This window comes from Sphingomonas sp. CFBP 13714, assembly GCF_014842205.1.
Classification (GTDB): Bacteria; Pseudomonadota; Alphaproteobacteria; order Sphingomonadales; family Sphingomonadaceae; genus Sphingomonas; species Sphingomonas aerolata.
In genome coordinates this window covers 514,074-527,564 of the sequence record NZ_JACYVG010000003.1, presented here as the reverse complement: position 1 = coordinate 527,564, position 13,491 = coordinate 514,074, and the positions used below count along the sequence as shown (strand labels likewise).

General features: G+C 65.8%; 8 protein-coding genes. 6 read left to right on the top strand and 2 right to left on the bottom strand.

Going from position 1 to position 13,491, the window contains the following annotated elements; translation table 11 throughout:
* Positions 1-230 precede the first annotated feature (230 nt).
* Entirely contained in the window at positions 231-797 is a 567-nt protein-coding gene (locus IFT54_RS10135; protein ID WP_192070511.1) for a hypothetical protein, read from the top strand.
* A 177-nt stretch (positions 798-974) separates the two neighbouring features.
* Here the strand turns inward: IFT54_RS10135 and IFT54_RS10130 are convergent, their stop codons facing one another.
* Positions 975-1,745, bottom strand: coding sequence for an SGNH/GDSL hydrolase family protein (locus IFT54_RS10130; protein WP_244648822.1), 771 nt, complete (start codon positions 1,743-1,745; stop codon positions 975-977).
* A 206-nt stretch (positions 1,746-1,951) separates the two neighbouring features.
* On the opposite strand from IFT54_RS10130, the gene IFT54_RS10125 reads away from it, so the two are divergent.
* From IFT54_RS10125 to IFT54_RS10110, 4 genes are all read left to right on the top strand, one after another.
* Positions 1,952-4,162, top strand: a complete 2,211-nt coding sequence (locus IFT54_RS10125) for a hypothetical protein (RefSeq protein ID WP_192070509.1) — start codon at positions 1,952-1,954, stop codon at positions 4,160-4,162.
* A 10-nt stretch (positions 4,163-4,172) separates the two neighbouring features.
* On the top strand, positions 4,173-5,795 hold the full coding sequence (locus IFT54_RS10120; RefSeq protein ID WP_192070567.1) for a DUF5597 domain-containing protein: 1,623 nt from the start codon (positions 4,173-4,175) through the stop codon (positions 5,793-5,795).
* A gap of 52 nt (positions 5,796-5,847) precedes the next feature.
* Positions 5,848-8,736, top strand: a complete 2,889-nt coding sequence (locus IFT54_RS10115; RefSeq protein WP_192070508.1) for a glycoside hydrolase family 31 protein — start codon at positions 5,848-5,850, stop codon at positions 8,734-8,736.
* A gap of 162 nt (positions 8,737-8,898) precedes the next feature.
* On the top strand, positions 8,899-11,211 hold the full coding sequence (locus IFT54_RS10110; RefSeq protein ID WP_192070507.1) for a glycoside hydrolase family 3 C-terminal domain-containing protein: 2,313 nt from the start codon (positions 8,899-8,901) through the stop codon (positions 11,209-11,211).
* On the opposite strand, the gene IFT54_RS10105 is transcribed toward IFT54_RS10110, so the two are convergent.
* Complete coding sequence (locus IFT54_RS10105) at positions 11,165-12,373, bottom strand: MFS transporter (protein ID WP_192070506.1); 1,209 nt, start codon at positions 12,371-12,373, stop codon at positions 11,165-11,167. The two genes, IFT54_RS10110 and IFT54_RS10105, sit on opposite strands and share 47 nt — an antisense overlap.
* Positions 12,374-12,596: 223 nt before the next feature.
* Between IFT54_RS10105 and IFT54_RS10100 the strand changes: the two genes are divergently transcribed.
* Positions 12,597-13,487 carry a LysR family transcriptional regulator gene (locus tag IFT54_RS10100; protein WP_192070566.1) on the top strand — a complete coding sequence of 297 codons (891 nt, stop codon included), beginning with the start codon at positions 12,597-12,599 and terminating at the stop codon, positions 13,485-13,487.
* The last annotated feature ends 4 nt before the right edge of the window (positions 13,488-13,491 follow it).

The following is a 13,491-nucleotide window of genomic DNA, read 5'->3' as shown; positions in this document are numbered from 1 at the left end:
GCATCCAGGCTTTCCGCTGCGGGCCTTCCGGGTGCGCTTCGGATTACCGGACCAGTCGGGAAGCTCTCCCGCCGTATGAGGCGGAACGGGGGCGGCCGGGGGGCAACTGACTCAAAGGATATAGATTGTTGGTGCGAACTTCCTAACTTAAGTCTACGAAAGCTACCATCAACGGCGTCCCGTTGGCTGAGAGACGCTGGAGTGCTCCCGCTTATCTGGGGGAATGACCAATGTTCCGTTTCGATCTGGAGCCTGCGCTACCGCTTCTGACGGTCACCCAGAAAGGCGTTTGGACAGCCGCGACGGTGGCGACGTTTGAGCCGGCATTTCGGCAAGAGCTGAAACTGCTTCTGGTCTCGGGGCGGCCGACATCGCTGATTATCGAAATCAGAGCCACGGTGCCCAGGGATCTTCCTGTTACCGAGGCGCTGCGCGCAATGGTTGCGCGACTTGGACACCTCAAAGCGGATAGAACCGCCGTCGTGTCGTCGTTGGGATTTGCAGATCTGCAAGCCGGGCGCATTTCCGACCCAAATACACGGATCTTTACGTCGATCGTCCAGGCAAGGGACTGGGTGACGAACAAACCCTCGGAAAGCCTCATGATGACCTCCAGCAATGAGCCGAGCGATGCTAGCCCAGAAGGGTCTGTGGTCCATGTACGCGGCCCTGCAGACGTGGACTTTGTGCTTACCCCAGCCGCTGCGCTCGAAACGGCTAAGCGTATCAGCGACGCAGCTGTGGAAGTGCTTCTCGAAACCGCGAGCGCGAAGGCTCAGCGCGTCATTCCGATGTAAGGCGTGAAGGCCCTCAGGCCTGACTTGGTGCCAGCACTGGACATTCGCCGAGGATGGAAAACCTCTGCATCGTCTCATCGCTTGGTCATGACACGCGCACTTGGCGCCACCGGCCTGAGGGGCGCTACGGTGAACCTCAGGCCGGGTTAAGTGCGCTGGGACCGCAAATTCCCAATGTCACCGGCCGAGCGCTTTGGCGATCGCCGCGGTCGCGAGGGGGCGCATGACGGCATAGCCCTGCGGGGTCGGGTGGACGCCGTCGGTTGCGTAGCCGGGCTTCATCGCCCCCGCCGGCGTCGAAAGTGCGGCGTGATAATCGACATAGGTGAAGCCATTGGCTTTGGCGTAGCCGCGTAGCCAGTCGTTGAGCGCGGCGATCTGCGGGACCGGGCGTTTGTCGGGGCTCCAGGGAAAGGCGGCGGCGGGGGGAACCGAGGCGAGGATCACCTTGATCCCGTGCGCGCGCGCGAGTTCGGCCATGCTCCGGATATTGCCTTCGACCGTCTCGATCGTTGCGGCGCCGGTGTTGCCGGCGACGTCGTTGGTGCCGGCCATGATGTGGACTGCCCGCGGTTTGAGCGCGATGACATCGCTGCGAAACCGGACGAGCATCTGCGGGGTCGTCTGCCCGCTGATCCCGCGATCGACCACGCCGTTCGAGAACAATGCCGCGTCGGCATGGATCCAGTTGTCGGTGATCGAATCGCCCATGAACACGACGCGGACCGTCTTGCCGGCGAGTCCGCGATTATCCGCAGCGTAACGGCACAACTGGCCAAAGTCGCGGGTCAGCATATGCCGTTTCCACGCTGCCCAGCCGGCTGCATCGGCCGGTGCTGGATGTTGCGGGCAGGGGTCGGCGACGATACCCACCGGATCGCTGGCATAGGGCGTGTCTGCGTCACTCGTCTGCGCGGCGACGGTGATTGGCAACACAACAAGTACCATTGGCAAGAGCCAGTGTTTCATCGCCATGCGGTGGATCCTTTCCTGTGTCCTACGGCGCCCTCGACCGGCGCGATTATATAATTACCGCAATTTATCATACAAACCTTGTTACCGCTATCGGATCAGGCAATACAGCGGCGCTACGCGACCGGAGCTTATCGGTTGCGAGGCTAGAGGGGACGGGACTGGTGGGGAAGAGGGTGGTCTTGACGAGCGCGATCGCGTTGCTCGCCCTGTCGGCGCATCCCCGTCCCGCAGCGTCGCACGCCGAGCTTTCTCCGGCTCGTGCGCCCTATGCGTGGCGCAACGTCCGGGTCGGTGGCGGCGGCTTCGCGCCCGGCATCATCTTCAGCACTGTCGAGCGTGGGCTCGCCTATCTGCGAACCGACATGGGCGGTGCCTATCGCTGGGACGCGGCCGAGCGTGCCTGGCTGCCGTTGCAGGATGGTAATGCCGTCAGCAGCTATATGGGGATCGAAAGCATCGCCGCGGATCCGGTCGATGCGGATACCGTCTATCTCGCTGCGGGCATATCGGCGCGGGGCGAAGCGGCGATCTGGCGATCGGACGACCGTGGCGCGCGGTGGCGGATCACGCCGGTACCGTTCGCGATGGGCGGCAACGAGGATGGCCGCGGCCTTGGCGAACGGCTTGCGATCGACCCGCATCGCCCGGCGACGCTGATGTTCGCGTCACGCCATGACGGCCTGTGGCGAAGCGACGATTCGGCTGCGCATTGGCGAAAGGTCGACAGCTTTTCGGTCGCGGGGCTCGGCAAGCCGGTGCAGCCCCGCGCAACGCATGGCGGGCTGAGTTTCGTCCTGTTCGATCGCGCGCATCGCGGGCGGATCTTCGTCGGCCAGGCGGACCCCGGCGCGCATCTGTTCCGGTCCGATGACGGTGGTGCGTCGTGGCGCACCGTGTCCGGAGGGCCTGATGACAGCATGCGCACGGTGAAGGCCGTGCTCGGCGCGGACGGCGTCCTGACGATGACGTTTTCCAACGCGATCGGGCCGAACGGGATCACGCGAGGCGGTGTCTGGCGATATGATCCCGCGACCAATGCGTGGACGGACGTGACCCCCGACAGGCGCCCAGATGCGCCGGCGGGAGGCTATATGGGCGTGGCGGTGTCGGCGCAGGATCCGCGCGTCATCGCCGTCAGTACCGTCAATCGCTATCGCCCCGTCGACACCGTCTGGCGATCGAGCGACGCGGGTGCGCATTGGGACCAGCTCTACCAGCGCAGCACGCGCGATGTGACGCAGACCCCGTTCCTTGCGTTCGATGGCCCGGCGGATTTCGGGCACTGGATCGCCGGGCTTGCGATCGATCCGTTCGACCCGGGCCACGCCGCCTATGTGACCGGCGCGACGCTGTACGAGACGCGCGATTTCGACCGACGTGGAACGATGCCGTGGAAGCCCTGGACACGGGGTATCGAACAGACCGCGATCATCACGCTGATCAGCCCGACGGGGGGCGCACCGTTGATCTCGGGGTTCGGCGATATTGCGGGGTTCCGTCACGACGATCTGACGGTTTCACCGCCCAACAGCCACCGTAACCCCTATCTGACCAACACGAACACGCTCGATTATGCGGGACTGGCGCCGGCGGTGGTCGTCCGCAGTGGCAGCAGCCATAGTCGCGAGGTCGCGGGCGCGAGCCTGGCCTGGTCGCAGGATGGGGCCCGGAGCTGGCAACCGCTCGTCACGCCGGGCAGGGGCGCGTCCGAACGGACCGGCGATGCGCCGATCATCGTGTCGGCAGACGGTGCGGCGTTTATCGTCGAGACGGAACAGCCCGTCCTGACCCGCGATCGCGGGCAGACCTGGGTCCGAATCCAGGGTCTTCCGGCGGGGCTGCGGCCGGTCGCCGACAAGGTCGACCCATCCCGTTTCTACGTCGTCGACACGCTGAACAACCGTGTCCTGCGCAGCACGGACGGCGGCGCGCATTTCATGCCCGTCGCTGCACAGGGCCTCCCCGCTGACCTTTCGATGGCGCAGGGCCGGAACCGGGAGGCGCAGAGCCCGCTGCTCGCGACGCCGGGCACGGCGGGCCTGCTGTGGCTCAACCTTGGCGGCGACCTGTATCGCTCGGTCGATGGCGGCGTGCACTGGGCGCGGGTCGGGGCAGGGTTGCGCGTCGCGCAATTCGGTCTGGGCAAGGCGGCGCCCGGCGCCCGCTGGCCGGCACTCTACGCGATCGGCCAGCAGGCCGGACAGGATGCGGTGTGGCGATCGATCGACGGTGCGACGACGTGGCAGCGGATCAACGACGACCGGCATCAATGGGGACTGCGCTTCCGCGTGATCAGCGGCGATCCGCGGATCTTTGGCCGCGTCTATATCGGCACCGACGGCCGCGGCGTCGTCTATGGCGATCCGGTCGCCCGGAACAAGAAGAGCTGAGGGGATGACGATGAAACGACAGGCTTTGCTGCTTGCGTGGACGCTATCCGCGCTGGTGACCGCCGCACATGCGCAACAGGCGACGCCGGTGCCGCATGTCGAGACGAAGGACGGCCGACATGCGCTGATCGTCGACGGCGCGCCCTTCCTGATGCTCGGAGCGCAGGTCAATAATTCGAGCAACTATGCCTCCGCGCTGCCGAAGGTCTGGCCGATGCTCGAGCGGATCCATGCGAACACCGTCGAGGTCCCCGTTGCCTGGCAACAGATTGAACCGATCGAGGGGCAGTTCGATTTCGCGTTCGTCCAGATGCTGCTCGACGAGGCGCGCACGCATGACAAGCGCGTCGTCCTGCTCTGGTTCGGAACGTGGAAGAACACCGCGCCGGGGTACACGCCCGACTGGGTCAAGCTCGACAATCGTCGCTTTCCCCGGATGAAGCACAAGGCGGGGCAGGATCATTCCGTCCATACGCCGCTCGCCCGGTCGACGCTCGAGGCCGACAAGCGCGCCTTTGTACGCCTGATCGGCTATCTCAAGGATCATGATCCGCAGAATACGGTCATCCTCGTCCAGCCCGAAAACGAGGTTGGCAGCTACCGCGTCCCGCGCGACTATAGCCCGGCGGCGAACGCGCTGTTCGCGAAGCCCGTGCCCGCGGCGCTGACGCGCAAGCTCGGCAAGCCCGCCGGAAGCTGGACCGCGCTGTTCGGCGCGCAGGCCGACCGCGCGTTCAACACTTGGCACACGGCACGATATGTCGACGAGATCGCTGCCGCGGGTAAGGCGATCAAGCCGATCCCGATGTACGTCAACGCATCGCTGGCCGGACCATCCAATGTGCCCGACCCGACCGGCGTCGCCAGTGGCGGACCGCAGCAGGACGTGCTCGATATCTGGAAGGCGGCAGCGCCGTCGATCGATTTCGCCGCGCCAGACATCTATGACCGTGCGAGCGAGAACGTCGCGCAATATCTCGACAAATATGCGCGGTCCGACAATGCACTGATGGTTCCCGAAATCGGCAATGCGCGTGAATTCGCGCGCTATTTCTACGGTGCGCTGGGTCGTGGCGCGATCGGCTACGCGCCGTTCGGGATGGATGATACCGGCTACGTCAACTATCCGCTCGGCGCCCGGTCTCTGGACGAGGCGACGCTCGACGCGATCGCCAAGCCCTATGCCCTGTTCGCCGGCATGGCGCGCGAGTGGGCAAAGATCGCGTTCGAGCGTCCGACCTGGGGCGTTTTCAAACCCGACGACAATACGCCCCGGTCGACCGTGATGGGCGACTGGACGATCGCTGCGACCTGGGGCGAATGGCAGTTCGGTCAGAAGGACTGGACCTGGATCAAGACCGAGCCCGCACCATGGGGCAACGAGCCCGTCGGCGGCGCGGCGATCGCGCACCTGTCCGCCAATGTCTTCCTGGTCGCGGGCGACCATGTCCGTCTCAACTTCGGCGCGCGATCGGGGGGGCCTGCAAACGGCCTCGTCCTGCGCGTCGAGGAGGGGCATTTTCGGGACGGTCTCTGGGTGCGCGACCGGATCTGGAACGGCGATCAGACCGATTACGGGATCAACCTGATCGAGCCCGTGCTGCTTCGCGTCACGATGGGCGCATATCGCTGAAACGTTACCGATCGACGCGCCGCGGGCTGCGTCGGCACTGTTGGAGAGTAAGATGACCAAGCCATTCCTGACCCTGTTGCTGGCGAGCAGCGCGATCGCCTCCGCGCACGCCGCTGCACCCGGCGGATACGAGAAGATCGACGGCGGCATTGCCGTGACCCCCGCAGGCGGCGCGACCGCGCGCGTAGAGGTCACGGTTCACGGCGACGGGATCATCCACGTCGTCGCCGCCCCGACGAGTTCGATCGGCGTGACCCGCACCACGAGCCTGATGGTGCCGAGCCCCCCAAAGGCGGGCGCGTATACGGTGACGGAGCGGGCAGGGCATGTCCTCATCAAGACGGCGCGGGATACGGCGGACGTCGACCTCGCGACCGGGCACGTCCGGTTCGTCGACGCTGCCGGCAAGACTGTGCTCGACGAGGCCAACACGCGCCGCTTCCTGCCGAAGACGGTCGACGGACGGCAATATGTCACGGCGTCGCAGCAGTTCAACCGCGGTACCAGCGAGGCCTTTTACGGGCTTGGCCAGCATCAGAATGCGCAGATGGATTATAACGGCGAGGACGTCGAACTCGCGCAGCACAACATGGACATCGCCGTCCCCTTTCTGGTTTCGACCGGCAAGTACGGCATCCTTTGGGACAATGACGGGATCACCCGGTTCGGCAATCCCAAGCCGTATGACCTGGTCGGCGCGGGAACCGACACGGGCTTGCGCGTGACGAGCAACGGCAAGCCGGGCTTCACCGCCAACTATTATCTCGACGGCAAGCTGGCGGCGACGCGCCAGGAAGCCACGATCAACTATCAGTATATTAAGGATCAGGCGAACTGGCCCGAGGCCGCGAAGGCGCGCACGGTGGCGGCAACCGGCGGCCAGAATACGGCGGGCAATGCGGCCCAGACGCAGCGGGTCGTATGGACCGGCCGCGTCACGCCCGACCAGACCGGCGATCACAAATTCCAGCTCTATGGCTCGAGCTATTTCAAGGTGTTCGTCGACGGGCGCGAGGTGCTCAACCGCTGGCGGCAGAACTGGAACCCCTGGTACGCCAATTTCGATCTGCCGATGACCAAGGGCAAAGCCGCGGAGATCCGCATCGAATGGGATCCGAACGCCGGATACATCGCGCTGCTCCACAATGATCCGCTGCCCCAGGCCGATCGCCACTCGGCCTGGTTCACCAGCGACGTCGCACGGTCGGTCAATTACTGGTACGTGCCCGGCAGCGACATGGACGACGTGATTGCGGGCTATCGCAAGCTGACCGGCAAGGCCGTCATGATGCCCAAATGGGCCTATGGCTTCTGGCAGTCGCGCCAGCGCTACAACACGCAGGACGAGGTCGTCGACGTGGTCCGCAAGTATCGCGACCTCCGCATCCCGCTCGACAACATCGTGCAGGACTGGTTCTATTGGCCCGAAAACGCCTGGGGCAGCCACCAGTTCGACAAGACGCGCTTTCCGGAGCCGCAGAAGATGGTCGACCAGCTCCACGATCTGAACGCGAACTTCATGATCTCCGTCTGGCCGAAATTCTACCCGACCACCGACAATTACAAGGAGCTGGCGGCCAAGGGTTTCACCTATGACGGCAATCTGAAGATGGCGAACAAGGACTGGGTCGGGCCCGGCTATGCCAATACCGACTATGATCCCTATGCGCCCGAGGCGCGGACGATCTTCTGGCGGCAGATGCGCGACAGCCTCGCCAAGTTCGGCATCGATGCCTGGTGGCTCGATGCGTCGGAGCCGGACATCCATTCGAACCTGTCGATCCCCGAGCGGATCGCGGCGATGGGGCCGACCGCGCGCGGGCCGGCGGAGGAATTCTTCAACAGCTTTCCGCTGGTCCATGTCGGCGCGGTCTATGACGGCTGGCGCCAGTACAAGCCCGATGTCCGGCCGTTCATCCTGACCCGTTCGGGCTTTGGCGGACTGCAGCGCGAGGGGGCCGCGATCTGGTCGGGTGATGTCGCCAGCCGCTGGTATGACCTGCGCGCGCAGGTGTCCGCCGGCGTCAATGCGTCGATGTCGGGCATACCCAACTGGACGCACGATATCGGCGGCTTCGCGCTCGAGGACCGCTATGCGAGCAAGACGCCCAAGCCGGCCGATCTCGACGAGTGGCGCGAGCTCAACCTGCGCTGGTTCCAGTTCGGCGCGTTCAGCCCGTTGTTCCGCAGCCATGGCGAGAGCCCGTATCGCGAGATTTACGAGATCGCGCCCGAGGGCACGCCGATGCGCGCGTCGATGCTCTGGTATGATCAGCTTCGCTATCGTCTGATGCCGTATATCTACACGCTGGCAGCGGAAACGTGGTTCAAGGACGGCAGCATCATGCGTGGCATGGTGATGGATTATCCCGACGACGTTCAGGCGCGCCGGATCAACGACCAGTATATGTTCGGCCATGCGTTCCTGGTCGCGCCAGTCACCGACTACAAGGCACGCTCGCGGTCGGTATATCTGCCCGGCGCCGCGACGCTCTGGTACGATTTCCAGTCCGGCCAGACGTATCGCGGCGGCCAGACGATTGACGCGCCCGCGCTCTATACGCGCATGCCGCTGTTCGTGAAAGCGGGGGCGATCGTGCCGATGGGGCCTGTCCGCCAGCATGTCGATGACCTGCCCGACGCACCCGTGACGGTGACGGTCTATACCGGCGCCAACGGGCAGTTCAGCCTGTACGAGGATGATGGTCGCAGCGAGCAATATCGCGGCGGTGCGTTTGCGCGCATTCCGATGCGGTATGACGATGCGACCGGCACGCTGTCGCTCGGTGCGCGCGAGGGCAAGGGCTTCAAGGGCATGGCGACGTCCCGCACGATCAACGTGCGCTGGATCACGCCCGGCAAGCCGGTGACCGACGCCGACACCGCCGATGCGACGGTGACCTATGCTGGCAAGGCGATCACGGTCCAGCGCCCCCGCTGATCGCGGCCCGAGGGCGCACAGGGTCGAAACGCTTTCGGGCCTGGACAGTCGCGGCGGACATCTGGACGCCGCGACGAATGGCGGGCTAGATCGGGCGAAACGAGACTAGGCGGGACGGCATGCGCCGCCCTGCTAGAGACGGCATGTAGAGAGAGAAATGTGATGATAACGCGCGGTACCCGATCGCTCCTGAACGTCTTGCTGCGCAGCGCGGTGCTGGTCGGTGTAATCGGGGTTTCGCCCGCGCTGGCGCAAACGACGAACAACGCGCCCGCGGCGGCGGCGGCGAAGACCGATGCGCCGGTCGCGCGGCCATGGATGGATACGAGTCTCGATCCGTCCGTCCGCGCCGATCTCATCCTCAAGGAGATGACGCTCGACGAGAAGCTGCAGCTGACCTTCGGCTATTTCTCGACCGATGCCGCCTGGCTCAAGACGCCGACCAAGAACTGGGAGTTTCCGAAGGATGGCCTGCCGGGATCCGCGGGAATCGTTCCGGGCATCGCGCGGCTGGGTATCCCGAGCCAGTGGCAGACCGATGCGGGGGTCGGTGTCGCCAGCCAGCGCAGCGCAACCCCGCGGCTGCGGACGTCGTTGCCATCGGGAATCTTGACCGCGGCGACGTGGAACCCGGCGCTCGCCGAAGCCGGTGGCGCGATGATCGGCAACGAGGCGTTCCTGTCGGGCTTCAACGTGCAACTGGCGGGCGGCATGAACCTGCTGCGCGAACCCCGTAACGGCCGGAATTTCGAATATGGCGGCGAGGATCCGCTGCTCGCTGGCGTCATGACCGGGCATGCGATCAAGGGAATCCAGTCCGAGCACGTCGTCTCGACGATGAAGCATTACGCGTTCAACGGGCAGGAAACCAACCGCTTCACGATCGATCACCGCATCGGCGAACAGGCGGCGCGCCAGTCGGATCTGCTGGCGTTCCAGATCGCCAACGAGATCGGTCAGCCGGGTTCGGTGATGTGCTCGTACAACCGCGTCAACGGTCACTATGCGTGCGAGAACGACTGGCTGCTGAACAGGGTGCTGAAGAAGGACTGGGGGTTCAAAGGCTATGTGATGTCGGACTGGGGGGCCGCCCATTCGACGACGGAAGCCGCCAATGCCGGGCTCGACCAGCAATCGGGCTGGGCGTTCGATCGGTCGCCCTATTTCTCCGAAGCGCTGCGCGAGGCGGTCAATAACGGCCATGTCAGCACGGCGCGCGCGAACGACATGGCCCGGCGCGTGCTGTGGGGGATGTTCTCGGTGGGCGCATTCGACACGCCTATCCGCGGCGATCGCGCGGCGACGATCGACTATGCCGCACACGCGGCGGTCACGCGGAGCGATGCCGAGGAGGGCATCGTCCTGCTGAAGAACGACGCCAATCTGCTGCCCCTGGCGAAAACGGCGAAGTCGATCCTGCTCATCGGTGCGCATGCCGATGTCGGCGTGTTGTCGGGCGGCGGATCGTCGCAGGTCTATTCTCACAACGCGCCGACCAGCGGCCTGATCGTGCCGGACGAGTTCAACAAGGGCTTTCCCGGCCCCAAGACCTATCACGCATCGTCGCCGATGACCGCGCTGCAGGCCCGCACCGGCGCCCGCGTCACCTATCTCGACGGCAAGGATCCCCGCGCGGCGGCGACGGCGGCGCGCAAGGCCGATATCGTGATCGTCTTTGGCGAACAGTGGACGGGGGAGTCGATCGACGTCCCCGACCTGGCGTTACCCGATGCGCAGAATGCGCTGATCGACGCGGTCGCCCGCGCTAACCGCAAGACCGTCGTCGTGCTCGAGACGGGCGGGCCGGTCGTCATGCCCTGGCTGTCGAAGGTCGGCGCGGTGATCGAGGCCTGGTATCCGGGCACAGCAGGCGGCGAGGCGATCGCGCGCATCCTGACCGGCGAGGTCAATCCGTCGGGCCGGCTTCCCGCGACCTTCCCCGCGTCGCTGTCGCAACTGCCGCGCCCGGTGCTGGAAGGCGACCCTAAGCTCGACCGCGACGCGCATCCGATGGGCAATTACGACATCGAAGGCGCCGCCATCGGTTACAAGTGGTTCGACAAGACCGGCCGCAAGCCGTTGTTCCCGTTCGGCTACGGCCTGTCCTATACCCGGTTCGCGCTCGACGGTCTGAAGGCTGAAGCGAAGGGCAAGGGCATCGCGGCGACGTTTGCGGTCCGCAACACCGGGCCGGTCGCGGGCAAGACCGTCGCTCAGGTCTATGTCGCGGCGCCGGGCTGGGAAGCGCCCAAACGGCTCGGCGCGTTCAAGAAGGTCGATCTGGCACCAGGGGCGAGCCAGTCGGTGGCGACGATGATCGACCCGCGCCTGCTCGCGACCTTCGACACGGCGACCGCGACGTGGAAGATCGCGGAGGGCGACTATCAGGTCATGCTGGCCGACTCGGCGGCGAGCATCGCGCAGACGGTCACCGTGCATCTGCCGGCGCAGACGCTCGACAGCCGGGGGAAATAGTCGACGGCGCGGGGGCTCTCGCGCGGCGCCGGACGCTGATCAGGACCGCGACCAGCCCCAGCGCTGACGCCCCGGCACCCGCAAGCGCGACCATCGGATAGCCGAGGCCTGCCGCGATGACGCCGCCGCCAAGCGCCGCGCCGATCGCGTTGCCCAGGTTGAACGCACCGATGTTCATCGCCGAGGCGAGGTTCGGCGCGTCGGCGGCGGCGTGCATGACACGGACCTGAAGCGGGGGGACGAGCGCGAAGCTGGCGACGCCCCACAGGAAGATGAGGATCGCGGTCGGGACCTTGAACGGCATCAGCACGGCGAAGCCGACCAGGATCGCGGTGAGCAGCGCAAGCGTCACGATCAGCGTCCGGTCGACCGAGCGATCGGCGAACCGCCCGCCGAGCCAGTTGCCGACCGTCAGGCCGACGCCGTAGGTCACCAGCATCGCGGTGACATAGCCGAGCGACGCCTGCGTCACCTCGCGCAGGATCGGCGTGATATAGGTGAAGACGGTGAACATCGCGCTGGCGCCGACGACCGTCAGGCCAAGCGCACCCAGCACGGGCCCGCGCGTGAGGACGCGCAGTTCGGCCTTCGGGTCCGTGCCGGTCGGCGCGGGCAGCACGGGAAGCGTCAGCCGCAGCGCCGCCATCGTCGCTAAGCCCAGCACCGAAATACCCCAGAACGACGCGCGCCAGCCGAGGTGATCGCCCGCCCATGTCGCGAGCGGAACGCCGACGACATTGGCGATGGTCAGCCCCATGAACATCGCCGCGACCGCGCCGGCCCGGCGTTCGGGCGCGACGAGGCTGGCGGCGACGATCGCCCCGACCCCAAAGAACGCGCCGTGGTTGAACGACGTCAGGATCCGCGCGGCCATCAGCATGCCGTACCCCGTGGACATCGCGGCGAGCAGGTTGCCGATCGTGAAGATGCCCGCGAGCACGATCAGCAGCGTCCGGCGCGGCACGCGCCCGGTCGTCAGCGTCATCAGCGGCGCGCCGATGACCACGCCGAGCGCATAGGCACTGATGAGCAGGCCCGCGGTCGGGATCGAAACGCCGAGATCGCCGGCGATGACGGGGAGCAGCCCCATGGGGGCGAATTCGGTCACGCCGATGCCGAACGCGCCGACGGACAGGGCCAGAAGCCCGGGGTTCAATTTCATCGCTGTATTCCTAATGATTTGGGCGGTTCGGACCGTCGACGGACTTAGCCGGGCGTAAAGCTCTCGCTGACGATTGGGCGGCAGGCATGGCTGGATCTGCAGCCCGATGATCCCGATCGCGACTTAACCCGGCTTCGATTTCGAGGCATAAATAGGGCAACGCGCTCGGCGTTATTAGGGGGCGATGTGACGAAGGACCTTTGACTTGAACGCAAAGACGGGAATGGGGGCGGATCGGGCCCGCGCGCTCGAGATCTTCGCCGTGGTCATGCGCGAGGGAAGCCTCTCGGGGGCGGGCCGCGTGCTCGGACTTACGCCGTCCGCGGTGGCGCGGGCGATCGATCGGATCGAGGCTCGGCTCGGCGTCCGGCTGCTCCTGCGGTCGACCCGTGCGCTGACCCCGACGGCCGAAGGGCAGGCCTATCTCCAGACGGCGCGTCGAATCCTGGCCGACCTCGACGATGCCGAACAGCAGATTGCCGATCAGGGCGCGCCCCGGGGACGGCTGCGGATCAGTGCCGCGCTGTCGCATGGGCGGTTGTGCGTCGTCCCACTGCTCGGCGCATTTGCCGAGGCCTATCCACATATCCTCGTCGATATCGCGTTGACCGACACGATCGTCGACGTCGCGGCGGGGCAGGCGGACGTCGCGATCCGCTTCGGTCCGCTGGTCGACAGCCTGTTGACCGCCAGAAAACTCGGCGAGAGCCGGCGGGTGATCGTCGCGGCACCCGACTATCTGGCGCGGCGTGGTACCCCGACCAAGCCCGAGGACTTGCACCGGCACAACTGCCTAAATTTCAACTTCCGTCGGGTCGAACCCGTCTGGCCGTTCCGTGTCGATGGGGTAGACATGGCGCTCGTCGTGACCGGCAATATCGAAGCCAATAACGGCGAAACACTGGGGCAGCTGGCCGCCGCGGGCGTCGGGATCGCGCGCGTCGGTGCGTTCAGCGTCGTCGACGATATCGCCGCGGGCCGTCTCGTCCCACTCTTCGAGGCCTATAATCCGGGCGACGTCGAACATATCCACGCGCTCTTCGTCGGCGGTAGCAACACGCCGGCGCGTGTCCGGGTGTTCGTCGACTTTCTCGCGGAACGCCTCCGGGGCTGATCGC

Coding starts and splice junctions, on each gene's coding strand:
- IFT54_RS10135 (WP_192070511.1), top strand. CDS start 231: ATGTTCCGTTTCGATCTGGAGCCTGCGCTACCGCTTCTGACGGTCACC.
- IFT54_RS10130 (WP_244648822.1), bottom strand. CDS start 1,745: ATGGTACTTGTTGTGTTGCCAATCACCGTCGCCGCGCAGACGAGTGAC.
- IFT54_RS10120 (WP_192070567.1), top strand. CDS start 4,173: ATGAAACGACAGGCTTTGCTGCTTGCGTGGACGCTATCCGCGCTGGTG.
- IFT54_RS10115 (WP_192070508.1), top strand. CDS start 5,848: ATGACCAAGCCATTCCTGACCCTGTTGCTGGCGAGCAGCGCGATCGCC.
- IFT54_RS10110 (WP_192070507.1), top strand. CDS start 8,899: ATGATAACGCGCGGTACCCGATCGCTCCTGAACGTCTTGCTGCGCAGC.
- IFT54_RS10105 (WP_192070506.1), bottom strand. CDS start 12,373: ATGAAATTGAACCCCGGGCTTCTGGCCCTGTCCGTCGGCGCGTTCGGC.
- IFT54_RS10100 (WP_192070566.1), top strand. CDS start 12,597: ATGGGGGCGGATCGGGCCCGCGCGCTCGAGATCTTCGCCGTGGTCATG.